Annotated in this window: 23 protein-coding genes; 13 read left to right on the top strand and 10 right to left on the bottom strand. The window is 58.2% G+C overall.

Features of this window, described 5'->3' with window-relative positions:
• Positions 1-44 precede the first annotated feature (44 nt).
• Positions 45-500, bottom strand: coding sequence for a bacteriohemerythrin (locus tag ACP3PW_RS03405; protein ID WP_426415259.1), 456 nt, complete (start codon positions 498-500; stop codon positions 45-47).
• 277 nt (positions 501-777) lie between these two features.
• Between ACP3PW_RS03405 and ACP3PW_RS03400 the strand changes: the two genes are divergently transcribed.
• Both ACP3PW_RS03400 and ACP3PW_RS03395 read left to right on the top strand, forming a co-directional pair.
• Positions 778-1185 carry a DUF4870 family protein gene (locus ACP3PW_RS03400; protein WP_426415258.1) on the top strand — a complete coding sequence of 136 codons (408 nt, stop codon included), beginning with the start codon at positions 778-780 and terminating at the stop codon, positions 1183-1185.
• A gap of 20 nt (positions 1186-1205) precedes the next feature.
• Entirely contained in the window at positions 1206-1445 is a 240-nt protein-coding gene (locus ACP3PW_RS03395) for a TIGR02647 family protein (RefSeq protein WP_426415257.1), read from the top strand.
• 76 nt (positions 1446-1521) lie between these two features.
• Here ACP3PW_RS03395 and msrB read toward each other — a convergent pair whose 3' ends face one another.
• Entirely contained in the window at positions 1522-2688 is a 1167-nt protein-coding gene (msrB, locus tag ACP3PW_RS03390; RefSeq protein WP_426415256.1) for a peptide-methionine (R)-S-oxide reductase MsrB, read from the bottom strand.
• Positions 2689-2904: 216 nt separating this feature from the next.
• Between msrB and ACP3PW_RS03385 the strand changes: the two genes are divergently transcribed.
• The 6 genes from ACP3PW_RS03385 to ACP3PW_RS03360 all read left to right on the top strand — a co-directional run bounded on the left by ACP3PW_RS03385 (position 2905) and on the right by ACP3PW_RS03360 (position 8760).
• Complete coding sequence (locus ACP3PW_RS03385) at positions 2905-3618, top strand: response regulator transcription factor (protein WP_426415255.1); 714 nt, start codon at positions 2905-2907, stop codon at positions 3616-3618.
• Positions 3612-5087, top strand: a complete 1476-nt coding sequence (locus tag ACP3PW_RS03380) for a sensor histidine kinase (RefSeq protein ID WP_426415254.1) — start codon at positions 3612-3614, stop codon at positions 5085-5087. Before ACP3PW_RS03385 ends, ACP3PW_RS03380 begins: the two co-directional genes overlap by 7 nt.
• 28 nt (positions 5088-5115) lie before the next feature.
• Positions 5116-6042: a MaoC/PaaZ C-terminal domain-containing protein gene (locus tag ACP3PW_RS03375; protein ID WP_426415253.1), complete on the top strand. Its 927-nt coding sequence runs from the start codon at positions 5116-5118 to the stop codon at positions 6040-6042.
• Positions 6039-6650, top strand: a complete 612-nt coding sequence (locus ACP3PW_RS03370; RefSeq protein ID WP_426415252.1) for a LysE family translocator — start codon at positions 6039-6041, stop codon at positions 6648-6650. Before ACP3PW_RS03375 ends, ACP3PW_RS03370 begins: the two co-directional genes overlap by 4 nt.
• A 104-nt stretch (positions 6651-6754) precedes the next feature.
• On the top strand, positions 6755-7183 hold the full coding sequence (locus ACP3PW_RS03365) for a c-type cytochrome (protein ID WP_426415251.1): 429 nt from the start codon (positions 6755-6757) through the stop codon (positions 7181-7183).
• A gap of 482 nt (positions 7184-7665) precedes the next feature.
• Positions 7666-8760 carry a polyamine ABC transporter substrate-binding protein gene (locus tag ACP3PW_RS03360; protein WP_426415250.1) on the top strand — a complete coding sequence of 365 codons (1095 nt, stop codon included), beginning with the start codon at positions 7666-7668 and terminating at the stop codon, positions 8758-8760.
• Positions 8761-8785: 25 nt separating this feature from the next.
• Here the strand turns inward: ACP3PW_RS03360 and ACP3PW_RS03355 are convergent, their stop codons facing one another.
• Together ACP3PW_RS03355 and rep are read right to left on the bottom strand one after the other, a co-directional pair.
• Entirely contained in the window at positions 8786-9217 is a 432-nt protein-coding gene (locus ACP3PW_RS03355) for a hotdog fold thioesterase (protein WP_426415249.1), read from the bottom strand.
• 67 nt (positions 9218-9284) lie between these two features.
• The gene (gene rep, locus ACP3PW_RS03350; RefSeq protein WP_426415248.1) at positions 9285-11300 is read right to left on the bottom strand and encodes a DNA helicase Rep; all 2016 of its coding nucleotides are present in this window, start codon (positions 11298-11300) and stop codon (positions 9285-9287) included.
• A gap of 270 nt (positions 11301-11570) precedes the next feature.
• Here rep and ACP3PW_RS03345 point away from each other — a divergent pair, with 270 nt between their 5' ends.
• Positions 11571-13334: a putative bifunctional diguanylate cyclase/phosphodiesterase gene (locus ACP3PW_RS03345; RefSeq protein ID WP_426415247.1), complete on the top strand. Its 1764-nt coding sequence runs from the start codon at positions 11571-11573 to the stop codon at positions 13332-13334.
• Here ACP3PW_RS03345 and ACP3PW_RS03340 read toward each other — a convergent pair.
• Positions 13324-14826, bottom strand: a complete 1503-nt coding sequence (locus ACP3PW_RS03340; protein WP_426415246.1) for a YifB family Mg chelatase-like AAA ATPase — start codon at positions 14824-14826, stop codon at positions 13324-13326. The two genes, ACP3PW_RS03345 and ACP3PW_RS03340, sit on opposite strands and share 11 nt — an antisense overlap.
• A 316-nt stretch (positions 14827-15142) precedes the next feature.
• The gene (locus ACP3PW_RS03335; protein ID WP_426415245.1) at positions 15143-15760 is read right to left on the bottom strand and encodes a PEP-CTERM sorting domain-containing protein; all 618 of its coding nucleotides are present in this window, start codon (positions 15758-15760) and stop codon (positions 15143-15145) included.
• A gap of 408 nt (positions 15761-16168) precedes the next feature.
• Between ACP3PW_RS03335 and ACP3PW_RS03330 the strand changes: the two genes are divergently transcribed.
• Complete coding sequence (locus ACP3PW_RS03330) at positions 16169-18613, top strand: HEAT repeat domain-containing protein (protein WP_426415244.1); 2445 nt, start codon at positions 16169-16171, stop codon at positions 18611-18613.
• 81 nt (positions 18614-18694) lie between these two features.
• On the opposite strand, the gene ACP3PW_RS03325 is transcribed toward ACP3PW_RS03330, so the two are convergent.
• The 3 genes from ACP3PW_RS03325 to ACP3PW_RS03315 form a co-directional block, all read right to left on the bottom strand.
• Positions 18695-19615 (bottom strand): fumarylacetoacetate hydrolase family protein, encoded by a 921-nt coding sequence (locus ACP3PW_RS03325; RefSeq protein ID WP_426415243.1) that lies wholly within the window; start codon positions 19613-19615, stop codon positions 18695-18697.
• A gap of 88 nt (positions 19616-19703) precedes the next feature.
• The gene (locus ACP3PW_RS03320) at positions 19704-20918 is read right to left on the bottom strand and encodes a CaiB/BaiF CoA transferase family protein (RefSeq protein ID WP_426415242.1); all 1215 of its coding nucleotides are present in this window, start codon (positions 20916-20918) and stop codon (positions 19704-19706) included.
• Positions 20918-22099 (bottom strand): acyl-CoA dehydrogenase, encoded by a 1182-nt coding sequence (locus ACP3PW_RS03315; protein WP_426415241.1) that lies wholly within the window; start codon positions 22097-22099, stop codon positions 20918-20920. The genes ACP3PW_RS03320 and ACP3PW_RS03315 overlap by 1 nt, the downstream gene beginning before the upstream one ends.
• A 116-nt stretch (positions 22100-22215) precedes the next feature.
• Between ACP3PW_RS03315 and ACP3PW_RS03310 the strand changes: the two genes are divergently transcribed.
• Positions 22216-23085 carry a LysR family transcriptional regulator gene (locus ACP3PW_RS03310; RefSeq protein ID WP_426415240.1) on the top strand — a complete coding sequence of 290 codons (870 nt, stop codon included), beginning with the start codon at positions 22216-22218 and terminating at the stop codon, positions 23083-23085.
• 12 nt (positions 23086-23097) lie between these two features.
• Here ACP3PW_RS03310 and ACP3PW_RS03305 read toward each other — a convergent pair whose 3' ends face one another.
• Positions 23098-23364, bottom strand: coding sequence for an accessory factor UbiK family protein (locus tag ACP3PW_RS03305; protein ID WP_426415239.1), 267 nt, complete (start codon positions 23362-23364; stop codon positions 23098-23100).
• A 497-nt stretch (positions 23365-23861) separates the two neighbouring features.
• Between ACP3PW_RS03305 and glnK the strand changes: the two genes are divergently transcribed.
• Entirely contained in the window at positions 23862-24200 is a 339-nt protein-coding gene (gene glnK / locus ACP3PW_RS03300) for a P-II family nitrogen regulator (protein ID WP_426415238.1), read from the top strand.
• Between the two features lie 75 nt (positions 24201-24275).
• Positions 24276-25508, top strand: coding sequence for an ammonium transporter (locus tag ACP3PW_RS03295; RefSeq protein WP_426415897.1), 1233 nt, complete (start codon positions 24276-24278; stop codon positions 25506-25508).
• Positions 25509-25597 lie beyond the last annotated feature (89 nt).

Here is a 25597-nt window from a genome sequence, read left to right as displayed (position 1 = left end):
AAGCAAGGCATCAGGGGGGCTCCCTGGTGCCTTGTTGCTGAGGGTTAACCGAAGAAGCGGTGCAACGAACGGGTGAGCCAACCCTGATGCTCGTGACGCATACGGCGCTGGTAATCCTGCACCGCTTCGACGTAGTCACCGTCTTCGTTTTTGATGTGATTAAGCAGCCATTTGCGCAGGGTTATAAGCAGCTCTTCGGCCACATCTTCCCCCGCTTCGTGGCGTTTGGAGAAGCGATCTACGCGGCTGATAAAGAGTTCGTGTACCTTTTTGTGGGGAGCGCAGAATGAGTATCCGGCCTGTTCCATTAACGCCTCTTCAAAGGCGAAGTGGGAGATGGTGTAATCCACCACTTCATTGAGCACATCTCCGACCGCTTCCCGGTCCCTGCTCTCGTGAGCGTCCTGTAACTGGTTGATGTAGTTGACGATGCGCTTGTGTTGCTCGTCGATGATATCAATACCGGTGTCCAGTTCGCTGATCCATGCCAGCTTCTCCATAAGTCACATCCTCCTGTGTGCGATCCTGCCTGTTTTCCTTAGGCCTCACTCGTACTCCATCATCGAGTGCTGCTGACACTATAGGGGCGGTTGAGTCATCGATGCTTTGATATATGTTAACTTTTTGGCGGGTTGGGCGAGCGGAACAGGACCAGTGTCTGATTTTGTGAGCAAGCTCTTATTGTCCCGCCCCCAGACTCCTGAGTGTTGCGGGGGAGTGACAGGCAAGGGGTGCACTGTTACAGTGAATTTATTGCCGTCAGAGTCATATCGCACCATGAGCGAACAGCCCGATCCTACCTCAGGGGAAACCCCCTCATTTCCCCATGATGCCCAGTTTGTGATGGAGCCGCTATCGGCGCAAGAGAGCCAGCGGTTGACCATTATCTATGCGCTCTATGCGGCCTCTTTTTTTGTAGGGATCACCTTTTTTGCAGGGTTGCTGTTTAACCTGTTGTGGAAAGCCGAGTTTCGCAGTGATCTTGCGCGCATCCATGCCCGTTGGCAGTTGCGTAGCGCTCTGTTTGGGTTGTTGTGGGGCATTATTGGGGGTATTACCACGCTGTTAATGGTGGGGTGGTTGATAATGCTAGTGGTTGGAGTCTGGTTTATTTACCGTCTGGTGAGAGGGTGGCTGGCGCTGTCGGATCAGCAACCGCCTAAGCCGGGATTTGGGTTATCTTGATGGAATCAAAGGAGTAGAAGATGCCATTGTCACAAACGCTGTATGAAGAGATACGAGTGCTGATGCAGTTCAGTCCGGACAGCATTCAGGAGGGCATTAAGGTGCACAACGATGCCGCCCCTGAATTGGTGCAAGCAGCCCAGAATCTGTTTGATAAGGGGTTGATCGACCGCCATGATGGAGGCTATCTGACGGACCGGGGGCAGGAGGCGCTGCAACATGCGAGAGCCCTCACCGGATTGCTTGCGCCTGCGGAGTAAAATCTACGCGAAACGAGTAACGAAAAGGGCCGCTTTATGCGGCCCTTTTTTTATCTCTTAAGGTAGCGGGATCAGGCTATTTAAAGAGGGAGCTGTACTGTGAGTAGCCCTCCTCCTCCAGTCGCTCGCTGGGTATAAATCGCAGCGACGCCGAATTGATGCAGTAGCGTTTTCCTGTGGGGGCTGGTCCATCATCAAACACATGGCCCAGATGAGAGTCTGCGTAGCGGCTGCGCAATTCGGTGCGGGGGACAAAGAGTTTGAAATCCGTTTTTTGTACTACCAGCTCCTCATGCAGCGGTTTGGTAAAACTGGGCCAGCCGCTCTGGGAATCGTATTTGTCCGTGGATGAAAACAGCGGCTCTCCACTGACGATATCCACATAGATACCCGGTTGCTTGTTGTCCCAGTACTCGTTTCTGTAGGGAGGCTCGGTACCCTCCTGCTGTGTTACTTTAAACTGCTCGGGCGACAGTGACTGACGCAGTTTTTCCGCATCGGGTTTGATGAATTTTTCAAAATCGCTCATGGTCAGGTTCCTCTTCTGAGTCGACGGCATCGGCTCGCTCATGGACGTCTTCATCATTTTTCCTGGCGTGTACTTAATATCGTCGCCCCACACCTTTTGCAGATACTGGTCGCGGCCCGAGTTATAGCGATAGTACTTATAACGAATCGGGTTGTTGGAGTAATAGTTTTGATGGTACTCCTCCGCCGGCCAGAAAGGTTCTGCGGCGCGCACCATGTCGCTGAGGATCGGCTCTGGGTAACGCCCTGAAGCGTTCATCTGGGCGATCGACTTCTCGGCGGCGCTGCGTTGGCTATCATCGTGGTAAAAAATAAACGGGCGATAGTGGTAGCCACGATCAACAAACTGGCCACCGCCGTCGGTGGGATTGATCTCGCGCCAGAAGATCTGCAGCAGGTCATCGTAGCTGATTTTGGTGGGGTCGTAGTGCACCTCAATCGCTTCCACGTGTCCGGTTTTACCGCTGGAAACCTGCTTGTAACTGGGGTTGTCCTGGTGGCCGCCGGTGTATCCGGAGATCGCCTCGGTGACACCCTCGTATTTCTCGAAGGTGGATTCAGTGCACCAGAAACACCCGCCCGCGAACGTGGCGACAGTGCCGGTCGTGGGCATAGCCGGTTTCATGGCCATGCCACTCTTTTCTGGCTGTGTGCTGTAGACGCTGCCTGCGAGTATGAGCAGGGCTGCGGCAGCAAGGGTGACAAGGTTTTTCATAGGAACTCTCCCGGTGTCAGGTGTTGGGTCAGGCTCGGCCTGTTATGAAGCAGTGTGCACAAGCTCCGCGAAGGGGGAAAGGGGCTGTATGGCGGTTTTATGGAATCATGACATCTCGTGACACATTCGTGATAACTTCAAGCATAGCGTCAACCATACTGGTTGCCACTGGCTTTCAGGAGAGGGCCGTTTAAGCCGACAGGCCGAGAGGGCGGCATGACGAAACGGATTCTGGTGATCGAGGATGATCCCGACATCAATAAACTGCTGGTGATGAATCTGGCCGACGCCAATCATGCCGTCGACGGCTGTGACAATGGTGTCGAGGGTTTGGCGTTGGCGCTAAAGGCTCAGTACGACCTGCTGGTGCTGGATCTGATGTTGCCGGGAATCGATGGGTTGGAACTCTGTCGTCGTTTGCGGGCTGAACAGCGAACCCTGCCCATACTGATGCTCACCGCCCGAGACTCGGAAGCCGACCGTGTGGTTGGATTGGAGCTGGGTGCGGACGATTACCTTACCAAGCCTTTCTCGGTCCGCGAACTGCAGGCGAGGGTTAAAGCGCTGCTGCGGCGGGTGGATATGCTCAGCCAACGGGCCGAACCGGAGGTGCAGCAGATTCTTATTGGGGAGCTGGCTATCGACCCGCAGCGCCGGCATGTGGCGCTAGCTGGCCGTGCCGTGGAGTTAACTGCGACCGAGTTTGATCTTTTGCTCTATCTGGCGCGCCAGCCGGGCACCGTATTCAGTCGCACGGAGCTGCTCGATGCCGTCTGGGGCTATCAGCACAGCGGTTACGAGCATACGGTTAACTCCCACATTAATCGCCTGCGCAATAAACTCGAGTCCGAACCCTCCGCGCCCCGCTACGTGCTAACGGTGTGGGGGGTAGGTTACAAACTCTGCGATGTTCCGGAGCCTGTATGCTGACGCGTTTTGCTACCTTCTACAGCAAGCTGTCGCTGGCACTGTTGACCAGCTTTCTGCTGCTGGTGGTGCTATTGATGGCGTTGGCCCAACAGCTGACGCGCACCTATCAGGACGAAGTTGAACAGCGTTTGCATCGCGACCTGGCTCTTCATGTGGTGCAGGATAATCCGCTGGTGCGCGATGGGGAGATTGATCATGAGGCCCTGCGCCAGCGCTTTCACTCGATGATGATTCTGGGGCCCAGCTTCGAATTCTATCTGCTCGATCCCACCGGTAAAGTGACCACTTACTCTGCCGACAAAGACCGAATAAAGAGGAGTTCGGTTGGCCTGCAGCCGATAAAGGCGTTTCTTGCCGGTAGTCAGATGCTGCCTATTATGGGCGATGACCCCCGCTCGCGCTCCCGCCAAAAGGTGTTTTCGGTGGCCGAGATTCGCGATGGTGAACGCCTGGCCGGATACCTCTATATCATCATTGGTGGTGAAGCCTACGATGACCTGATGGCGCTGCTGCAGCAGAGCCATATCGTCAAGCTGGGTGTGTGGGGGGCGTTGGCGGCGCTGGCCTTCGGGTTGCTGGTCAGTTTGCTGCTGTTTGCCCTGTTGACCCGCCCGCTGCGACGGTTATCCCGCGAAATGAGCCAGTATCGCCAGCGAGGCTTCGAGCAGGTCGTGCCCACCCCCCATCGGTGGCGCGCCGACAGTCCGGATGAGATCGAACGCCTGGGCGCCACCTTCAATGAGTTGGTGGAGGTGCTGGAGCAGCAGTATCTGCGGGTCAAAGGCAGCGATGCCCTGCGCCGCGAGCTGGTCTCCTACGTATCCCATGACCTGCGCACGCCGCTGGCAGCGCTGCTGGGGTACCTGGAAACCTGGCAGATTCGCTATGCCGGTGCCGAAGGCGCTGAGCTGGTGCAGGTGGCGCTGGACAGCGGGCATCGAGTCAGTGCATTGGTAGAGCAGCTGTTTGAGTTGGCACACCTCGATAGTGCCGACAGCGCAGTACACCCAGAGCCGGTTGCGATCGCCGAACTGGTGCAGGACCTGTTGCAGAAATTGTCCCTGCAAGCTCAGCAGCGTGAGATCGCCCTCGCGGTGGAACCGAGGGACCCGTCGTTGCAGCTGATGGCCGACATCGAAAAGCTGGAGCGAGTGCTTACCAACTTACTGGAAAACGCTATCCGGCACTGTGATCGAGGAGGTCGGGTCTGGGTAGAGATCGCGACCACAGCGCAAGGGTTACGGGTCAGCGTTTGCGATACCGGCGCCGGCATCGCCAGTGAGGATCTGCCCCATATCTTTGAGCCCCATTATCGCGGCGCTAATGCGGTTTCGGGCAGGTTCGGCAACTCCGGTCTGGGGTTGGCGATCAGCCGCCGAATTTTGCAACTCCACGGCAGCGAAATTGCTGTCGAGAGCCAGCTGGGGAAGGGCAGCCGGTTTCACTTTGTGTTACCGTTTGCGCCCTGAAACCGAGACGTTGCAAGGATCTAGTACCGTGTTAGTCACCGCTATGCCATCGCTGCCCCCCCTGTTTGCCCGCGCGTTGTTTAGCCGCAAGGGGAAGAGCGTCGGAAAATCCTGCACCCTGCCGGAACTGGGCGTGCGGGTAGAAGGGGTGAAGATCGATGCTGCTCATCTGCAAGATTACCGAGCGTTGGTTATGGATCCCGGTGGCGAAGCCGGCCCCCTGCCGATCTGCTATCCCCACCTGTTAAATTTTCCCATGCAGCTAAGCCTGCTGGTGGCCCCCGAGTTTCCACTGCCACTGCTGGGGTTGGTGCACCTGCGCAATCGCATCCGGGTATTGGAGGCGATAGACCCCGGCGAGGTGGTGGATATCGAGTGTTGGTTGGGCGCGCAGCGTGAGTCTGGGCGCGGGCTGGAATTTGATCTTCATACCCGGCTCAGCCGGCAGGGGACAACCCTGTGGCAGAGCTGCAGCGTCAACCTCTACCGCAATCCGGCAATGGCGGTCGCCAGGGCCCGTTCGGCCCCCGACCCACTGGCTCCACTCCCGCTGCGTGAACGCTGGTCTCTACCGGTGAATATGGGGTGGCGTTACGCCCGTAGTGCCGGTGATTATAATCCCATCCACCTTCATCGCCTGTGCGCACGCCTGTTTGGTTTTCCCCGCGCCATTATGCATGGTATGTGGAGCAAAGCCCGCTGCCTGAGCACACTGCAGGCCCAGATGGCCGAACTGCCAGTGGCGCTGGAGGTCGACTGTGATTTTAAAACCCCGCTCTACTTACCGGGAGAGGCGCTGATGAGCTGGCAGCAGGAGGCTGCGGGAGAGGTGCGTTTTCTGTTGCAGGATTCGGCCGCAGTTAAGCCGCATCTCACCGCAGTGGTGCGCCCTATATCTGTGCAGGAATCATTAGTGCCCCCGCCGCACCCTCATTCTGCGGAAGGGTTGTCATGAGCTGGACGGCCTGGCTAGCGCTGGTCGGGGTCTGCCTGTTGGGGGCAATGTCACCCGGCCCCAGCCTGGCCGTGGTGGTGCGCCATACGGTGAATCATTCCCGGGGACACGGCATGGTGGTTGGCGTATTCCACGCCCTCGGGGTGGGCTGTTATGCGTTGCTGTCGGTTACCGGGCTGGCGGCACTGTTCGCACTCTATCCCGTTGGCCAGCAGCTGCTTGGCTGGGCAGGGGCCGCGTATCTGGCATGGCTGGGGATCAAGGCCCTGCGCTCGGCGGGTAGTATCACCGAGGAGTCATCGGCTGTTGCAGATCAGCACTGGCAGCAAGCGGCGCGGGATGGGTTGATGATCTCCCTGCTCAACCCCAAGCTGATGATTTTTTTTATCGCCCTGTTTAGCCAGTTCGTTGAACCCGAGACCTCGTCCTGGCTGGTGTTGGTGATGGTGCTGACCCCGACTGTGATCGATGGTGGATGGTATTGCCTGGTCGCGCTGGTGCTATCACGCCCATCGGTACTGGTTCGACTCAGGGCGCGGGCGCAGTTGATTGATCGCGTGACCGGGGTCATGTTGTTGTTGATTGCACTGCGTGTTGTCACCCTCTGAGAGGCTTGCTTTGTGGCGCGCAGAGAATGGTCTATAATCGCCCTGCAAAAAATTCCTATGATCAAATAATGGTCAGATACATCCAACCAATGAGGGGAAGCTGCGTGGCTTTAGCAATTGAGATGTTGAAAAAAGGCGCCTTTGGCGCACTCTGTATCGCCGGCTTGATGCTGGCCTCTGTTAGCCAGGCCGATGAAGCCATTGCCGAGCGTATTAAGCCGTTAGGTGAAATCTGTGTGCAGGGTGATGCCTGTGCCAGCGCCGGGGGCGCAGCGGCCGCCGCCGGTCGTAGTGGCGAAGAGGTTTTCAATGCTTCCTGTGCTGCGTGCCACGCCACGGGTGTGCTGAACGCACCGAAGCAGGGTGATAGTGCCCAGTGGCAAGCCCGCGTAGAAAAAGCCGGTGGGTTCGATAAGCTGGTGGCCCACGCTATCAGTGGTATCAACGCGATGCCCGCCAAGGGCGGTTGCGCTGCCTGCAGCGATGATGAGCTGGCCTCTGCGGTTGAGTTTATGAGCGGTCTTTCCCGCTAATTAACCCCGACCCGAAAAACCTCCCCGGCACCCCCGCGGGAGGTTTTATGTGCCGGTCGATGGTTGCTCCTGCACAATCGACACTCCTGACATCCCTGCCGGTCGATGGTTGCTCCTGCACAATCGACACTCCTGACATCCCTGCCGGTCGATGGTTGCTCCTGCACAATCGACACTCCTGACATCCCTGCCGGTCGATGGTTGCTCCTGCACAATCGACACTCCTGACATCCCTGCCGGTCGATGGTTGCTCCTGCACAATCGACACTCCTGACATCCCTGCCGGTCGATGGTTGCTCCTGCACAATCGACACTCCTGACATCCCTGTCAGTCGTAGCGAGTTATGCTCAACAGCAGGACTTGGGGTATTAGTCTAGTCTGGTCAATACGGGCATACAGAGGGCTTGCTCGTTGCAGCGTTTCTGTTACCCTGCCGGCCCTTTTTATGTTTACGATACTCACCGTTAAGGAAACAGGATTCATGCACACACTCCTTCGATTCGGCGCACCATTACTGGCGGCGCTTTTGGCCCCCATGGCCATGGCCCAAGGCACAGTGAACGTCTACAACTGGAGCGACTATATCGCCGAGGACACCACCGCCAATTTCGAGGCAAAAACCGGGATTAAAGTGGTGTATGACGTGTTTGATGCCAATGAGGTGCTGGAAGCCAAGTTGCTCACCGGACAATCCGGCTACGATCTCGTGGTGCCTTCGGATAACTTTATGGCCAAGCAGATCCAGGCGGGTATCTACCAGCGCCTGGACAAGAGCAAGATCCCCAATCTGAAAAACCTGAACCCCAAGCTGATGGCGCAGTTGGCTGAAGTGACCGATCCGGGCAATCAATACGGTGTCCCCTACATGTGGGGAACCACCGGCATCGGTTATAACGAGGAGAAGGTCAAGGCGGCGCTAGGCGAGGACGCTCCTGTTGATAGCTGGTCGCTGGTGTTTGATCCCCGGTATATGGAAAAACTGGGAAGCTGTGGCGTCAGCTTTATGGATTCACCCGATGAGATGATGCCACTGGCGCTGATCTATTTGGGGCTCGACCCCAACAGCATGAGTGCCGCCGATTACACCCGAGCCGCTGAGCTGATGGAGACGGTACGCCCCTACATCACCTACTTCCACTCCTCAAAGTACATCGCCGACCTGGCCAATGGTGATATCTGTGTTGCGGTGGGTTGGTCCGGCGATGTGCTGCAGGCTGCCGACCGTGCCGATGAGGCGGGCAGTGGTGTCAGTGTCGTTTACAGCATTCCCAAGGAGGGGGCTCCGATCTGGTTCGATATGATGGGAATTCCCAAGGACGCGCCCAATCCCGACAATGCCCATGCCCTGATCAACTACCTACTGGAACCTGAGGTGATGGCGGGGATCGTCAACTACGTGGCGTATGCCACTCCCAATGATGCCGCTATTGCGCTGGTGGATGAAGAGATCCGTAATCAAAAAGGGATCTTCCCCGACCCCGAGGTGATGGGGAAGCTGTTTATTCATAAGCCGGTGTTGCGCAAACTCGAGCGTCAACAAACCCGCCTCTGGACCCGCCTCAAATCGGGCCAATAGGGGTCGCAGCGGTGCGCTGTCAGCGCTAGTTTTCAGAGGCTCTTTTAAGGACCGCCATGGTGAGGCGGGAGATACAGACCGCTTTGCCCTGTTCAGTCTCCATGCGGATCTCCCAGACCTGGGTCGAGCGCCCGATATGTACGGCTTTGGCGGTGCCGATGAGGGTGCCCGAGCGCATACCGGAGAGATGGTTGGCGTTGATCTCCAGCCCCACGCAATAGCAGTCGGGGGCGGCGGCCAGATTGGCGGCGGTGCTACCGAGGGTTTCGGCCAGCACGACCGATGCGCCGCCGTGGAGGAGACCTATGGGCTGGTGGGTGCGTTTATCGACCGGCATGGTACCCACCAGATAGTCGTCACCCAACTCGGTGATTTCAATTCCCAGATGGCTTATTAACGAGTCGCGCCCCTGTTGATTGATCTGCTGCAGGGTTTGTGGGTTTTTCCAGAGGCTCATGGATGGGCTCCGCAAAGGGTGAGGCTGATTGAAGCAGGAAGTTTCGGGGCACGCAACCCGCCACCGCTTAGGAACGGTTTAGCAATTGCCGCATGGCGTCCAGATGGCTGGTGGCGTTGGCTTGTTTCTGTTCTGCGGTAGCGGTTTCTCCCCAGCCTTCGCGGATCAGGTCTTCGGGGGGGAGCTCGTCAAGAAAGCGGCTAGGGGTCGTATCGAACACCTCTCCATACTGCTTGCGCATACCCGCCAGAGTCAGGGTCAGGGTTTGACGGGCGCGGGTGATGCCGACGTAGGTGAGGCGACGCTCCTCCTCGATATTATCCTCCTCGATACTGGTGCGGTGGGGCAACAACTCCTCCTCCATGCCAACCATAAAAACATGGGGATACTCCAGTCCCTTGGAGGCGTGTAGGGTCATCAGTTGCACCCGGTCAGCATCGTCCTCCTCCTCCTGCCGTTCGAGCATGTCGCGCAGCACCAGACGGGCGATGGCGTCCTCGAAGGTGATCTCGTCGTCGTCGGATTTGTCGAGGGTCTGTTTCAGTGCTTCCAGCAGGAACCAGACGTTGCCCATCCGTTTCTCTGCGATGACCTCATTGCTGCAGTGCTGGGCGATGTAGGACTCGTAGTCGCAGTCGTAGATCATTTCGCGAATAGCGGCCACCGGGTCATCCTGGTAGCAGCGCCGGGCGACGCTATCGATCCACTGGGCAAATTTACGCAGCTTTTCAAGGTGACGCCCGCTCAGGAACTGCTCTAGCCCTACCTCTGCGATCGCCGCGAACAGACTCACGTGACGGTCGTTGGCATAGTTACCCAGTTTCTCCAGCGTAGAGGGCCCTATCTCCCTGCGCGGAGCATTAACGATACGCAGGAAGGCGTTATCGTCATCGCGGTTAATCAGCAGGCGCAGGTAAGCCATGATGTCCTTCACCTCGGCGCGGGAGAAGAAGGAGGTACCGCCGTTGATGTGGTAAGGGATCTGGTGGTGCTGAAGTTTAAGCTCCAGCAAGCGGGACTGGTGGTTGCCACGGTAAAGAATGGCATAGTCGCGATACTGGGTCGCCTGCTTCAGGCGCTGGCTGACGATCTCGGTAGCGACCCGTTCCGCTTCTGCCTCGTCGTTGCGGCAGCGAAGCACCCGGATCTCTGCCCCCATCCCCAGCTCGCTCCAGAGGCGTTTTTCGAACACATGGGGGTTGTTGTCGATCAGGGTGTTGGCGGCCTTGAGGATACGGCTGGTGGAGCGGTAGTTCTGTTCCAGTTTGATCACCCGCAGGGAGGCAAAATCGGTCTGCAGCTGCACCAGGTTTTCCGGCCGCGCACCGCGCCAGGCATAGATCGACTGATCGTCGTCACCCACTACGGTAAATTGAGCGCGCAGGCCGACCAGCTGCTTGACCAGCAGGTACTGGCTGGCGTTGGTATCCTGATACTCGTCTACCAGCAGGTAGCGGATGCGATTTTGCCACTTTTCGAGGATATCGGGACGGGTTTGGAACAGCTTTACCGGTAGCAGGATGAGATCGTCAAAATCGACTGAGTTGTAGGCCTTGAGGGTGCGGTCGTAATGAAAGTAGACGCGGGCAGCGATCTCTTCGCTGGGGCCCCGGGCCGATGCCAGCGCCTGCTCGGGGGTGACCATGTCGTTTTTCCAGTTGGAGATCATGTGCTGGATCTGGTCGGTCTGCTCATCCTCGCCCTGATCGTCTTTAAGCATCAGGTCGCTAATCAGGGTCTGGGCGTCCTGGGCATCGAAGATGGAGAAGGTGCTCTTGTACCCCAGCGCCTGATGCTCCTTGCGGATAATGTTGAGCCCCAGGTTGTGGAAGGTTGAGACCGTGAGCCCCCGCGCAGCAGCGCCTTTTACCAGTTTGCCGACCCGCTCTTTCATCTCGCGTGCTGCCTTGTTGGTAAAGGTGACGGCGACGATGTTGTTGGCACGATACCCACACTGCTGGATTAGGTAGGCGATTTTGGTGGTGATTACGCTGGTCTTGCCACTGCCTGCGCCCGCCAGCACCAGTAGGGGAGCGTCGATAAAATGCACGGCTTCGTGCTGGCGTTTATTGAGGTGGTTCACAGTGATTAAGGCCGAATCGCAGGGCGCGCCATTTTAGCAGATGGTGGAAACGAAAGCAGAACCCGAAGCCGGCCAGCGCGGGAAGGTGCATTCTTTGAATTCGTTAGTTATTTAACATTTTTTTTATTTTTCCCTTGTATCAGCTTGTTTGTATTGAAAAAACCCTTTTCAATCCGGTACTGTGTTCATCACTGGACGGATTCAAATGGAGCTGGCGAGGAGTGCCGGAGCAATAAGGTAGTAGCGGAATTGATAACAATAGGCGGCCTCTTGCCCCCACAGAGCAACAATGGAACCCCTTCCCTCAACCTGCTGTTGGTCAGTACCGACCAGCAGCGGTTCCTATTGTTGCGCCAGTTGCTTTCCAGTCACCCCGACACCCGTAGCCACTCTCTTTATTGGTGTCCCTCGGTTAAGGGAGCGATGGCCCATCTTGGGGAGCACGAGACGGATCTGCTATTGATTGACCAGTCTACAACCTGGCAGGACACCGAGTCCCTGGGAGGGAGCCTCGCTGCGCTCCCATCACCTTGCCCCATTATTCTGCTGGGTGAGGGGCTGACCGGAGCCGGGATGGCCGCTGATCCACTGGTGATAGACCTGTTGCCCGATAGTCAGCTCACGGCTGAGCTTCTTGCGCGCTCTATCCACTACAGCTGTGAACTTAATCGCTGTCGCCAACAGATGGCGCAGCAGGTCCGTTATGACCCCCTTACCAACCTTCCCAATCGGATGCTGTTTCGAGATCGGTTGCAGCGGGCCATAGGGCGCGCCGATCGGGATGGCAGCAGTTTTGTCACCCTGGTGGTTGATCTGGACCAGTTCCGTAAGGTCAATGAATCTTACGGCCAGGAGGCAGGGGATCAGCTGATCTGCGAGGTGACCGGGCGTTTGCAGAGCGCCATGCGCCGCACCGACACCCTGGCGAGAACCTCGGGTGACGAATTCTCCATTATCATGGAGAACATGCCCAACTCTGCCGAGATGCTGCGGGCGGTGAAAAAGCTGGTGGACGTTATCTCGACGCCGATTGAGCTCGGCGAGCATCTGGTGTCGATCCACTGCAGCGTCGGTATCAGCAGTTACCCGGAGGGTGGTAGCGATCTTGCTGCGCTGGTACGCAATGCCGAGCTGGCTATGAAAGAGGCCAAGAAGCAGCGCGGCAGCAGTTACCAGTTTTACACCGAAGAGCTCAAGGTGGAGGCGATGGGGCAGCTTTATCTGGAAGCCGAGCTGCGTCGGGCGATTCGCTTGCAGGAGCTTCGCCTGCATTACCAGCCTCGAATCGATGTCACCAGCGAGCGCCTGGTCGGGGTCGAAGCGCTGGTGCGTTGGCAGCACCCGACCCGGGGACTGTTATCACCCGCCGAGTTTATTCCACTGGCCGAAGAGAGCGGGTTGATTGTTCCGATCGGTTACTGGGTGCTACACCAGGCCTGTAAGGATCTTGGCTTGCTGACAGCGGCCGGGCATAAGGATCTTCACGTGGCGGTGAACCTGTCGTTTCGCCAGTTCCGCGACGAAAAACTGCAAGACACGCTGACCCATATCTTGGGCGAAGCCAATGTAGATCTTGGGCGGCTGGAGTTTGAACTGACCGAAACTGCGGTCATGCAAGACCCTGCCCGGGTCACCGGGGTGATGCGTGCGCTGAGCCAGCTCGGAATTCAATTCTCCCTCGACGACTTTGGTACCGGTTACTCCTCCTTTTCCCACCTGCAACAGTTGCCCATCCAGACCATAAAGATCGATCGCGGATTTATTCGCGATCTGCAAACCAACGGCGATAACCAGGTGATTGTACGGGCGATGATCAGTCTGGCCCACAAGCTCAACTTGCAGGTAGTGGCTGAAGGGGTCGACCATATCGCCCAGGCGGGTTTTTTGCGGGGGGAGGCCTGCGACCAGATACAGGGCTTCCTCTACAGCAAGCCGATTTCGCTGGATTCGCTTATGATTTTACTGGGCAGCGATGATCATATTCTGCGTCTGCTAGAGGAGTCGGACGCCGGTTACGAATCTCTCAGGGTTTGATGCGGTCCAGCTGACGAAATCCTAGCGCTTCGATAATGTGACTATCGGTTACTTTGTGAGTTTGTTCCATATCTGCCAATGTCCGTGCCATGCGCAATACACGATGGTAGGCCCGTCCCGATAATCCCAATTGCTCGATGGAACGCTCCAGCAGTTTGATCTGTGCAGATCCCAGTCCACAGACCTGTATCAGCCTGCGGTTCTCGAGTTCGGCGTTTATGCACCCCTGTCGATCGAATTGACACTGCTGGGTAGCGCTAACGCGGTGGCACACGGTCGAGGAAGATTCTCCGCCATAGGCTTCCAGTTGCGCCAGTGAGCTGGGCGGCAAACGGCTCACCTCAACCTGCAGGTCGATACGATCGAGCAGGGGCCCTGACAACTTTTGCCGGTAGCGGGCCAGTTGTGAGGTGGTGCAGCGGCAGGGCCGGTCGGCATCACCGAGATAGCCACAGGGGCAGGGGTTCATGGCAGCGACCAGCTGAAACTGGGCAGGGAAGGTCACCTGGCGTGCGGCGCGGGATATAACGATCTCGCCCGACTCCAGCGGCTCGCGCAGCACCTCCAGCACTCTGCGCTCAAATTCGGGCAGTTCGTCCAAAAACAACACCCCGCGATGGGCCAGCGAGATCTCCCCCGGGCGCGGATTTCCGCCGCCCCCCACCAGTGCCGCCGGAGAGGCGCTGTGATGGGGGGCGCGAAAGGGGCGCTGTCCCAAAGCCAGGGGGTGCCCGCTGGCGATTGAGTAGAGGTTTGCTACCTGCAGCGCGTCTGCGCGTGCCAGCGGCGGCAGGATTCCCGGCAGGCGACAGGCGAGCATGGTCTTGCCCGTGCCGGGCGGGCCATAGAGCAGCAGGCTATGGCCTCCACTGGCGGCAACCTCCAGCGCCCGTCGCCCCTGAAACTGCCCCACCACATCACTCAGGCAGGGGCCTTCCTGGGTTGTGATGGTAGCCGGCGGTGGGCAGGACCCTAGCGGTTGCCCCTGTACCAGTGTATTGCATAGTGTCAGTAGGTGTTTCGCACAGGCAATTCGAGGCGATTGCAGCAAGGCCCCTTCGCTGGCGTTGGCGGCAGGGATAACAATGCAACGCTGGGCATTCTCGGCCGCCATCATGGCGCTGAGGGACCCGCTGCAGGGACGCAGCTCTCCCGACAGCGCCAGCTCCCCAATAAATTCGTAGTCGGTTAAGTTCACTCCGGGGAGCTGGTCCGACGCCGCCAGTATCCCCAGCGCAATCGGCAGGTCGTAGCGCCCACCCTCTTTGGGCAGATCGGCCGGAGCGAGGTTGATGGTGATACGGCGGGTTGGAAACTGGAAGCCGCTGGTGAGCAGGGCGCTGCGCACGCGGTCTTTCGCCTCCTTGACGGAGCTTTCCGGCAGCCCCACGATCGACAGTGATGGCAAACCGTTGGAGAGGTGGGTTTCAACCGTAACCAGAGGGGCATCAACCCCCACGCGGGCACGGGTATAGACAATAGAGAGCGACATAAACCTTCCCTGGTTATCTGTTGCTGATGAACCACGGCACTGCGCGGTGTGGAGCGTGGAGTCTAGCATCGCTTCACGCCGCCCAATGTGGGGAGATCGCTATTGGGGCTGGGTGAGATTGCCGATTGTTGTGGGGCTTGCCACGGGGGGGGCGGGCGTTGGTCCGGTTGTGCCAAGGGAAGATAGCGGCGATTTTTTCTCCGCAAAAAGCGCCTGTATCCAGGAGAAAATTACCGATGTGATGGAGCGTTTAAAACGCATAAAAAAACACAACCCAAAGGGCTGTGTTTTTAAGGCATTGGCAAGGCGTGAAAGGTTATGCCGTTTTCTTTTTCCGAGTCATTCCTATTCCAGCAAGACCCAACAACAATAGGGAAATAGAGCTGGGGATAGGAACGGTTCCGCGGGTTTGGCCTTCTCCTTCAGCCGTAACCGTCAGGGTTTGGGTCGTCGCCCAGGCTTGCTGGATAAGAGCGGTGGTTCCTGACGTGCCGTTATCCCAGAAAACACTGAAGGAGGCATTGACCAGACTGGAGCCGGTAGTATCAAGAGTGCCGCCGGTGACACTCAGGGGGGAGAGTATCTGGATAAGGTCGATATCGAGGCTACTAAAATTGAACAGGGCTCCCGGTGCAATGGATAAGCCGCTGAAGGTAATGGTTTGGGCAAAGTTGGGGTTTGACAAAAAATTGGAAGCCACCCCTCCGGCAGTTCTGCCCCCGCCTTGCAGGTCCCAGGTGGCAATGCCATCACCGGGAGTGCCCAGGTCATAGACAAGCGTGCTGATATTGGCGCCGCTGGAGGCGTTGTTAGAAATGCTGCCAATCTGGATGAACGAGCTCAATGAGACGTCGGCCATGGGTACCGCGCTGGCGACTCCAGATAAAGTGAGTGCGATCAGGGCGGCGAAAAAACGAGCGGTGATGTTAAGCATTCCAAATGTCCTTTAGGTGCTTGGTGTCGGACAGGAAGAGAGGCATATTTTTTGCCAGTTTTTTTAAATTCATGAAAATCAGGTAGTTAATGGTCTGTGTTGGGGAGGCGGTCGAATATGTGTAAAAACTAGTGACACTTTTGGCGTAGCTGTCCGATGGAGATAGCTCCTGGTCGAGCTGGGAAGGGGTTAAATGAACCCTGAGTGTCATAGGTGAACGATCCTGTAAAATCTAATGATGCTGTAAAGTTAATGTCCTGCTCAATCTGCTCTCGCGAACAGGGGGATTCTGCTAGGGTAAGTGCGTCGTGCTGGCGTACCAGCGTGCACGTCTCCGCCTCAAAACGAAACGGGGCTGTGCGCACGATAGTTGGGTGTAGGGGCAAAACGAGGGAGCGAGAAGAGCGTATGACGAGTCGAGCAGAGGTCGTGGACCGACTGATTGAATTATTGCACCAGGGTGATGAGGTAGACCGCTGTCATGCGGCCCAGGCTCTGGGGGTTCTGGCGGATTACCGGGCTCGCTCTGCGCTTTATGACCACTTGCAGGATGAAGACCTCGATGTCTGTGTCGATGCGGCTCAGGCTCTGGGGGAGATGGGGGGAGAAGACGCCGTGCAGGGGCTGGTGGACGCTCTCGCCTACCATGATGCGGGCGATGTGAAGTTGGCCGCCGTCCGAGCGTTGAGTGAGTGCGGCGGTGCGGTCGCACTGGATGCGTTGCGCCCGCTGGTGTTGCAGCGCCCGGCGGATATGGATACCGGTGAATCCGAGGGCTGGGATGATTGGTGGGACCTGCAACTCGAAGCGGTGAAAGCGGTTGGGCGACACGGCCACGCCGCTGCAATTACCGACATTATGGCGCTGCTCGATGATGAAGAGGGGCAGGACATCGAGATCGAAGCGCTCAAGGCGCTGGCCCAGAGTGGAGCGGCCGGAGTCGAGGCGCTGGCTGGGCGACTGGAGAGCGGGACGATGCGCACCCAGCGTCGAATTGCGGGTGCCCTGGGTCATAGCACGCACCCGCAAGCGTTAACGTTGTTAATCGAACTCACATCCAGCAGCAGTGGGGAGGTGCGGGAAGCCGCTGCGCGCGCACTCTCTGGTCGCCGCGATGGGGTTCAGGCTCCCCATCTGGCGGCGTTGCTTACCGACCCGGTCGCGGCGGTACAGGTGGCGGCCCTGGAGGGGTTGCGGAGTATCGATTCCGGCGCGCTGGATGAAGCCGCTTGTATTGAGCTGTTGCGGTCCGAGGCATCCACCGTGCGCCAGATCGCAATGAGGCTGCTCGCTTTGCGAGTGCAGCAGGCGTCGACAGTGGTAGTGGAGGAGTGGTCAGAACTCATTATTGCCAGTGCCAGGAGTACAGAGCATGAGGAGGCGGCCGTGGCCTGCCAGCTGCTGGGTATTTTGGGCACAGAGGCCGGGGTGGAGGTACTCATTGAGGTGGCGGGTGAGAGTGAGCGCTTGCCCCTCGTCCGTTGCCAGGCGCTGCACGCGCTGGGTACATTGGGGCGTTGTGACTCTTCGGTAATCGAGGTGGTCGTTGCCAGCACCGCCGATATGGACGGTGCCGTGCGCCATAGTGCCATGCGAACTCTGTATCGGCTCAATAGTGCAGCGGGCGTTGAAGCGCTGGATTCAACGCCGTTACAACAAATCCATGAGATGCTCGCAACCGAGGAACAATACGTCCAGGCGGCCGAGGTGGATCCGGCAACCGATCGGGAGCCCTCCGCTGTGGAGGTGGCGCCCGCTGTGGATGAAAACGAAGCGGCGGCCGTTAGCCGAGCCCCGGAATCAGCATCCCCCGACCTGATAGTCACCGTAACGGTCGAAGACGAAGCGGGGGCGGCCAGCCCGGAATCGTCCCTGCAAGCGATATTGGAGGGCCTCTCCACCCAGTACCCGGATACCCGGGATGAGTCGGATTTCGTAACGCCAGTAAGTTCTACCCTGGACGCGATTACCCGCACCAACGCCGAGGCGATGGTGAGTGGAAAGCGGGAGTTGAGCGAGGATTCCGGGCACATTCTGGAGATGGTGGATGCCCTGCCCGAGGAGCTGGCGGAGTTTGGTGATGTCGTGCACCACAACGCCCGTACCGGGGAGCGTATGCTCGGTAAAAAACGCAATCGCCGGGAGTTCACCCACGAGGCGCGCCGGGTTCTGGCGGCGCAGGTGCTGGCAGAAGCGGAGGATGAATTGAGCATGCAAAAATTGCTCGCCTGCCTGATGGATGACAACCCCGATCTGCGCAAGCAGGCGACAGAGAGCCTGGGTGAAATGGCCAGCGCTCACCCTCAGCTGGATGGGCTGAGCAATTGCCTGGGCCCACTGGTGACCCAGTTGCATGGGGGTACCGAAGAGATTCGACTCGCCTGCGCTCGTACCCTTGGAGCGCTGGGGCACAAGAGCGCCATCAAACCGCTGTTTGCCGCGCTGGAAGATGAGGACACCCTGGTCCGGATACAGGCGATCCGCTCGCTGGTGGAGATTGAGCAGGGAAGCGGTAAGGCGCTGACGGCAAAGGACCATGTGTCACTGGATGAAATGACCCCCACCCGCATCGTAAAAGCGATACGCGGGTGTCATGACGATGAGTCGATCGGTGTACGAACGGCCGTCATCGACGCGTTGGGCTCGCTCGGCTACGCGGATGTTTCGCTGATCGTGGCCATGGGGCTTGAGGAGGGCGGCGCCCTGAGTAAACCAGCCGCCGAGGCACTCAGCAAAATGGATATAGAGGCATCAACGGCGTTGCTGGTGCAAGCGCTCGATAACCCCGATAGCATGATTCGGCGCCTCGCGGTGCAGATGCTGACCCGCTTGCATGGGCAGCAGGTAGGCTGATGCCATCTGCGGGTCAGCAGGCACCAGCCAGCGCTGCTCCCTCTGGTAGTGAGGGTCAGGTTGTGCGGCAGGTGAGCTGGTCTATTGAGGTTTGGGCGGCCGTTGGATCACCCGGTTGGTGACCGCGCCGACGCCCTGCACCGATACCTCTACGACATCTCCGGCGCTCAAACGGCGGGTAGATCCCGGCGTGCCGGAGTAGATCAGATCGCCGGGATTGAGGGTGAAGTAGTGGCTGGCGTAGCTGACAATCTCGTCCACCGAAAACAGCAGGTTTTTTGTGCTTTCCGATTGCACCACCTCGCCGTTTACCCGGGTTTGAACCAGCAGGTCATTGTAGTCGGCACCGCGCAGAATCCAGGGCGCGAGAGGGGAAAAGCTGTCGGCACCCTTGGCGCGAATCCACTGTAGATCGGATGACTGCCAGCTACGGTCGGTGACATCGTTGCCGGCGCTGACGCCAAAAATATACTCCGGTGCTTCGCTAACGGAGATATTGCGCGCGGTTTTGCCGATGATCACCACCAGCTCCCCCTCGTAGTGAAGGTTGGTGGAGTCGGGGTATAGCCAGATCGGGTCACCATCGCCGGAGAGGGAGCTGGGTAGCTTGGAGAACAGGCGTGGCACGTCGCCCCGCGATGAGAACATATGGCTGCGGTAGTTGAGGCCCACCGCGATGATCTTCGATGGAGTGGTCGCGGGCAGCAAAATCACCGACTCCAGTGCCAGTGAGCCGCTGCCCGCTCGGTAGTCGCCGCTGAACAGATCTCCGACGAGAGGGGTGATAGTGTTATTGTCGATGAAGCCATAGGCGGGGGAGCCAGCGCTGGAAAAATGAACCAGGCGGTGCGGTGCCGTGCCGGATTGCGTGCCATCGGCAATGAGGGTGGGAGCCGACAGCAGGCTTAATAGCCCCAGCCCCAGCCACAAGACGAGCCTGGGAACCCTTGGGGTGTGGGTAAAGATGATGTTCTGTACGGGTGCTGGAGTGCGAATCGTCATCGTCGTGCCCGCTGAGGTTTCGATAAGTGTAGACCTGTTACGGGGCAGGCAGGCCCATTGCGCCATGGGCCTGTAGCGGCGGGTTGGGTTATTCCAGCACCCCGTTGGCTTTGAGTTCGTCCCAGTTGTCATCGGGTAACTGCAGTAACGCTTGCAGCAGCGTGCGGGAGTCCTGGCCAAGACCGGGGGCCGCACCCTGATACTCGATGGGAGTGGAGGAAAATTTAATCGGGTTGGCGATACTCGGCGCGCTACCCCCTTGTGATCGTGGCAGCTCCAGCTGCATCTCCCGGTGTTGCACCTGGGGATCGTCAAATACCTGGTCGAGGGTATTGATGGGACCGCAGGGAACCCCCTGGTCGGACAACGCCTGTAGCCACCAGTCGCTGCTGTGCTGTTGCATCAGTTGGGTGATAATCGGCACCAATTGATCGCGATGTTTAACCCGCTCCCGGTTGCTACTGTAGAGAGGGTTGCCGGCTAATTCGTTGCACCCGGCGATCGCGCAGAACTTGATGAACTGCGAGTCATTGCCCACCGCCAGAATAATATGGCCATCGGCGGTCGCGAACGCCTGATAGGGGACAATATTGGGGTGTGCATTGCCGAGCCGGCCCGGAGCCTTGCCGCTGGCCAGGTAGTTCATGCCCTGGTTGGCCAGCGTCGCCACCTGAACGTCCAGCAAGGAGAGGTCGATATGCTGTCCTGCGCCGGTTTGCATGCGGTGAATCAGCGCCGCCTGAATGGCATTGCAGGCATAGAGGCCGGTCATCACATCGGCCAGGGCAACACCGGTTTTCATCGGCATGCCGTCGCTCTCGCCGGTTACGCTCATCAACCCTCCCATCGCCTGGATCATAAAATCGTAACCGGCCCGGGCCCGGTACGGCCCTGTCTGGCCGAAGCCGGTGATGGAGCAGTAGACCAGCGCCGGGTTGATTGCGCTCAGGGAGGCGTAGTCGAGGCCATACTTGGCCAGCCCGTCTACCTTGAAGTTCTCCACCACAACATCGCATTTTTTGGCCAGCTCGCGGATGATCGCCTGACCCTCGGGCTGGGTGATATCCACGGCCACGGAACGCTTACCACGGTTAGTGGCGTGGAAATAGGCGGCGTCCTCGGTGTCGTTGCCGGCGCTGTCCTTGATATAGGGTGGCCCCCAGCTGCGGGTGTCGTCACCGCAGCCGGGGCGTTCGATCTTGATCACCTCGGCGCCGAAATCTGCCAGCATCTGGGTGGCCCAAGGGCCCGCCAGGATGCGGCTGAGATCGAGTACGCGGATACCGCTGAGTGCGCCCTTCATTAGCCGAACGCCTGCAAGCCAGTCTGGGCCCGCCCCAGAATCAGCGCGTGCACATCGTGGGTGCCTTCGTAGGTGTTAACCGCCTCCAGATTCATCACATGGCGGATGACGTGAAACTCGTCGCTGATGCCATTGCCGCCATGCATGTCACGCGCCATACGGGCGATATCCAATGACTTGCCACAGTTGTTACGCTTGAGCAGCGAGATCAACTCTACCGGGCACGCGTCCTGATCCATCATCTGGCCCATCCGCAGGCAACCCTGCAGGCCGAGGGATATCTCGGTCTGCATATTGGCCAACTTGAGTTGAATGAGCTGGGTTGCCGCCAGCGGGCGACCGAACTGTTTGCGATCGAGGCAATACTGGCGCGCGGCGTGCCAGCAAAATTCGGCGGCGCCCAGGGAACCCCAGGCGATGCCGTAGCGTGCCTTGTTAAGACAGCCGAAGGGGCCCTTAAGGCCGCTGACATTGGGTAGCAACTGCTCCTCCCCAACGACCACGTTGTCCATCACAATCTCGCCGGTAATCGAGGCGCGCAGGCTGAACTTGCCCTCAATCTTGGGTGCCGACAGACCCTCCATTCCCTTCTCGAGGATAAAGCCGCGAATCTCGCCGTCGAGTTTGGCCCACACCACGAATACGTCAGCGACGGGGCTGTTAGTGATCCACATTTTGTTGCCGATCAGTCGGTAGCCGCCGTCGACTCTTTCGGCACGGGTGCGCATGCTGGCAGGGTCGGAACCGGAGTCGGGTTCGGTGAGGCCGAAGCAGCCGATCCACTCGCCGCTGGCCAGCTTGGGCAGGTACTTCTGGCGCTGCGCTTCGCTACCGTAGGCATAGATCGGGTGCATCACCAGTGACGATTGCACGCTCATCGCCGAGCGGTAACCGCTATCGACGCGTTCGACTTCGCGGGCGACCAGCCCGTAGCAGACGTAGCTGACGTTGGCGCAGCCATAGGCTTCGGGCAGGGTTGCGCCCAGCAGACCCAGTTCGCCGAGTTCGCGCATAATAGCCGGGTCGAACTGCTCGTGGCGGTTAGCCTCCAGCACTCTCGGCATCAGCTGCTGTTGGCAGTAGTCGCGGGCGCTGTCGCGCACCATGCGCTCCTCTTCGCTGAGCTGGGCATCGATGTCGAAGGGATCTTGCCACTGGAAGGCGGTGCGTGACTGACTCATGAAACTCTCCAAAACAGGGTGACGGGTATGGGCATTACTCTATGATGTGGCTCATAATAAATACAATATATGTCACTGATACTTTTTATCAGTAATTTTGATGGCGAGCCCCGGGTATGGATCTCAAACGATTACGCTATTTCAATGAGCTGGCGACCACCGGCAACTTTACCCAGGCCGCGAGTCGGCTGGGGATTGCACAGCCAGCACTGAGCATGGCGATGCAGAAGCTGGAGCAGGAGGTGGGGTTAAAGTTGATCAACCGCACCGAGCGGCGAATGACCGTCACCGCAGACGGCGAGGTGTTGCTGCGCTACGCCCGCCAGATGATCGATCTCATGGCCGACGCCCAGCGCGAGTTGCAGGCGCTGAAGGAGCTGGAGCAGGGTGTCATTCGTCTCGGGGTGTCGGCGATGCTCGCTTCCTATTACTTGCCGGAGCGACTGCTGGCCTTTTCCCAGCGTTATCCGGGGGTGCGCATCACCCTGTTTGAAGCGGGCACCGCCACCCTGGAGCAGATGGTGCTGGCGGGAGAGCTCGACCTGGCCCTGCTGCGCACCGACCGTCCCCATGAGCAGGTTCGTTACCGAGCACTGATCGAAGAGCAGATCGTGGCCTGCGTACCCGTAGGCCACGACCTGGCGCGTCAGCAGACGGTTACCCTGCAGCAGGTGACCGATCAGCCGCTGGTGCTGTTTCGGGAGGGGTATTTTTTGCGTGAGGCGCTCAGTGATTACTCCCGCAGCGCGCGTAAGCCGCTGGATATTCGCTTCGAAACCAACCTGATAGAGCTGCTGAAGCGCCTGGTGCGCGAAGGGGTGGGCATCAGTACCTGCCTGTCGATGATCCTCGAACAGGACACCGACCTGCGCGCGCTGCCCTTCGATCCGCCCATAGGGTTGCCCATAGGGATCGGCTGGAAGCGTAACCACTACCTCTCGCGAGCCGCCCAGGCGCTGGTCAGCTTTCTGGAAACACCGGAGTAGGGCCGCTGCGCTTTAGTCGGGGCTTTGATCCCGCTTTTCGAGTTCGCTGATCAGCGACTCATAACGGGCTTCCAGGGCTTCGAGGCGTGCGCGGGTGCGTGCCAGTACCGCTGCCTGGGTATCGAACTCGTCCCGGCTGACCAGGTTGAGTTTGCCGAAGGCGCTTTGCAATAACAGCTGCAGGTTTTTCTCTGCATCCTGGTGTAACTGGGATTTTTCGCCGCCGAGTACCTGCGCGGCCTGCCGGCTGAGGCCGGCAATAAACATCTTGTTGATCATCTGACTGCAATCTGCTGAACCTGAAAGAAGCGCCATTCTAGCACAGGCGAATCTCCACGCCCCTACTCCTCGTGTCTTCTTAACGGCGGAGCCAGCCTCTATCGGGGTGGGAGTGCACCAATGGGGAAACAGAAATGGTCATTGCTGGTGCTTGCTGACGGGAACAATCGAGACTGCTCTCTCTTGGTGCACTGTTAGGGTGCATCGGCCAAAAACGGTGCTTTGTGGTGCGTTAGGAAATTCCCTGCTTCTCTGAAAAGCCAATAACTTATTGAAATTTATAATAAATCTCAATCTGGCATAGCTGGTGCAAAGAGCAAGCACTACGTAATTGCACAGGCCGATCGCTTAATTGCAGTTACCCGAGGATGCGTGGCCTTAGCCATCAACGTTTATGCAGCGTTAATGGCTAAGGCCAACCCGGTCAGGAAGACCAGAGTATAAGCGCGGGACTCAGAGCCACCGGCCGGCCCCGAAAACGAACCAGGAGATTCTACATGAAGTTAGTGTCAGCAATTGTCAAACCATTCAAGCTCGATGATGTGCGTGAAGCCCTCTCCGAGATTGGTGTTCAGGGTATAACCGCCTCTGAAGTCAAGGGTTTCGGGCGCCAGAAAGGCCACACCGAACTCTACCGCGGTGCAGAATATGTGGTTGATTTTCTGCCCAAGGTAAAGCTTGAGATCGCTATCCCCGATGAGATGCTCGATCAGGTGATCGAGGCCATCAGCAAGGCGGCCCATACCGGCAAGATTGGCGATGGAAAAATCTTTGTCACCACCGTTGAGCAGGTCATCCGGATTCGTACCGGTGAGACCGGCACCGACGCCGTTTAATCACTCACCGAATCAAACGACTCTAAATAGAGGGGAACTGTTGTGGAAAACAACCTATATCATCTCCAGTATGCAATGGATACTTTTTACTTCCTGGTGTGTGGCGCCTTGGTCATGTGGATGGCCGCCGGTTTTGCCATGCTGGAAGCGGGCCTGGTGCGTTCAAAGAACACCACCGAAATTCTCACTAAAAACATCGCGCTCTACGCGATCGCTTGCATCATGTATATGGTGTGCGGCTACGCCATCATGTACGACGGCTCCCTGATGCTATCCGGGATCGAAACGGTCGATGTTGATGCGGTAATGGGCGAATTTGCTGCCCGTGAAGATGGCTTCGAAGGCGGTTCTATCTACGCTGGTGCGTCCGACTTCTTCTTCCAGGTTGTGTTCGTCGCAACCGCTATGTCCATCGTTTCCGGTGCGGTTGCCGAGCGTATGAAGCTTTGGTCTTTCCTGATCTTCGCCGTGGTGATGACCGGTTTCATCTACCCCATGGAGGGTGCCTGGACCTGGGGCGGTGCCGATGTATTCGGTATGTACAACCTGGGTGACCTTGGCTTCTCCGACTTCGCCGGTTCCGGTATTGTGCACATGGCCGGTGCGGCTGCTGCTCTGGCTGGTGTGCTGCTGCTGGGTGCTCGTAAAGGTAAGTACGGCCCTAATGGCCAGGTTAACGCCATCCCCGGTGCCAACCTCCCGCTGGCAACCCTGGGTACCTTCATCCTGTGGATGGGATGGTTCGGCTTCAACGGTGGTTCCGTACTCAAGCTGGGCGATGTGGGTAATGCGGCGTCTGTCGCAATGGTGTTCCTGAACACCAACGCCGCTGCTGCCGGTGGTGTGGTTGCCGCCCTGATTGCTGCCCGCCTGCTGTTTGGTAAGGCTGACCTGACCATGGCACTGAACGGCGCCCTCGCTGGTCTGGTCGCTATTACTGCTGAGCCCTCTACGCCAACGGCCTTCCAGGCCAGCCTGATCGGTGCGATCGGTGGTGTGTTGGTAGTGTTCTCTATCCTGACCCTGGACAAGCTGAAGATCGATGATCCGGTCGGTGCCATCTCTGTTCACGGCGTCGTCGGTCTGTTTGGTCTGATGGTTGTTCCGGCCACCAACAGCGGTGCTTCTTTCAGCGGCCAGTTGATTGGTGCCCTGACTATCTTCGGATGGGTGTTCGTTACCAGCCTGATCGTATGGGCCATCCTCAAGGCAGTGACCGGAATCCGTGTCTCTGAAGAGGAGGAGTACGAAGGTGTTGATATCGCCGAGTGCGGTATGGAAGCCTACCCGGAGTTCACCTCCAAGTAATCGAAAAGCTTCTCGCTATTGGGCGCCTTCGGGCGCCCTTTTTTTGCTTACAGGATGTAAGTAGATCGCGAGAGCCAGGGATGGCGGCA

Source organism: Aestuariirhabdus sp. LZHN29 (assembly GCF_049985285.1).
Classification (GTDB): domain Bacteria; phylum Pseudomonadota; class Gammaproteobacteria; order Pseudomonadales; family Aestuariirhabdaceae; genus Aestuariirhabdus.
Note: the sequence above shows the minus strand (reverse complement) of the source record. Positions and strands in the feature narration are given on the sequence as shown.

Excerpts from the sequence above, each read along its gene's own strand:
- ACP3PW_RS03330 (WP_426415244.1), top strand. The coding sequence starts at position 16,169 with ATGACGAGTCGAGCAGAGGTCGTGGACCGACTGATTGAATTATTGCAC.
- ACP3PW_RS03310 (WP_426415240.1), top strand. The coding sequence starts at position 22,216 with ATGGATCTCAAACGATTACGCTATTTCAATGAGCTGGCGACCACCGGC.
- ACP3PW_RS03400 (WP_426415258.1), top strand. The coding sequence starts at position 778 with ATGAGCGAACAGCCCGATCCTACCTCAGGGGAAACCCCCTCATTTCCC.
- ACP3PW_RS03325 (WP_426415243.1), bottom strand. The coding sequence starts at position 19,615 with ATGACGATTCGCACTCCAGCACCCGTACAGAACATCATCTTTACCCAC.
- ACP3PW_RS03340 (WP_426415246.1), bottom strand. The coding sequence starts at position 14,826 with ATGTCGCTCTCTATTGTCTATACCCGTGCCCGCGTGGGGGTTGATGCC.
- ACP3PW_RS03320 (WP_426415242.1), bottom strand. The coding sequence starts at position 20,918 with ATGAAGGGCGCACTCAGCGGTATCCGCGTACTCGATCTCAGCCGCATC.
- ACP3PW_RS03295 (WP_426415897.1), top strand. The coding sequence starts at position 24,276 with ATGGATACTTTTTACTTCCTGGTGTGTGGCGCCTTGGTCATGTGGATG.
- ACP3PW_RS03385 (WP_426415255.1), top strand. The coding sequence starts at position 2,905 with ATGACGAAACGGATTCTGGTGATCGAGGATGATCCCGACATCAATAAA.
- ACP3PW_RS03315 (WP_426415241.1), bottom strand. The coding sequence starts at position 22,099 with ATGAGTCAGTCACGCACCGCCTTCCAGTGGCAAGATCCCTTCGACATC.
- ACP3PW_RS03360 (WP_426415250.1), top strand. The coding sequence starts at position 7,666 with ATGCACACACTCCTTCGATTCGGCGCACCATTACTGGCGGCGCTTTTG.
- ACP3PW_RS03355 (WP_426415249.1), bottom strand. The coding sequence starts at position 9,217 with ATGAGCCTCTGGAAAAACCCACAAACCCTGCAGCAGATCAATCAACAG.
- glnK (WP_426415238.1), top strand. The coding sequence starts at position 23,862 with ATGAAGTTAGTGTCAGCAATTGTCAAACCATTCAAGCTCGATGATGTG.
- ACP3PW_RS03380 (WP_426415254.1), top strand. The coding sequence starts at position 3,612 with ATGCTGACGCGTTTTGCTACCTTCTACAGCAAGCTGTCGCTGGCACTG.
- ACP3PW_RS03335 (WP_426415245.1), bottom strand. The coding sequence starts at position 15,760 with ATGCTTAACATCACCGCTCGTTTTTTCGCCGCCCTGATCGCACTCACT.
- ACP3PW_RS03405 (WP_426415259.1), bottom strand. The coding sequence starts at position 500 with ATGGAGAAGCTGGCATGGATCAGCGAACTGGACACCGGTATTGATATC.
- ACP3PW_RS03305 (WP_426415239.1), bottom strand. The coding sequence starts at position 23,364 with ATGATCAACAAGATGTTTATTGCCGGCCTCAGCCGGCAGGCCGCGCAG.
- msrB (WP_426415256.1), bottom strand. The coding sequence starts at position 2,688 with ATGAAAAACCTTGTCACCCTTGCTGCCGCAGCCCTGCTCATACTCGCA.
- ACP3PW_RS03395 (WP_426415257.1), top strand. The coding sequence starts at position 1,206 with ATGCCATTGTCACAAACGCTGTATGAAGAGATACGAGTGCTGATGCAG.
- ACP3PW_RS03370 (WP_426415252.1), top strand. The coding sequence starts at position 6,039 with ATGAGCTGGACGGCCTGGCTAGCGCTGGTCGGGGTCTGCCTGTTGGGG.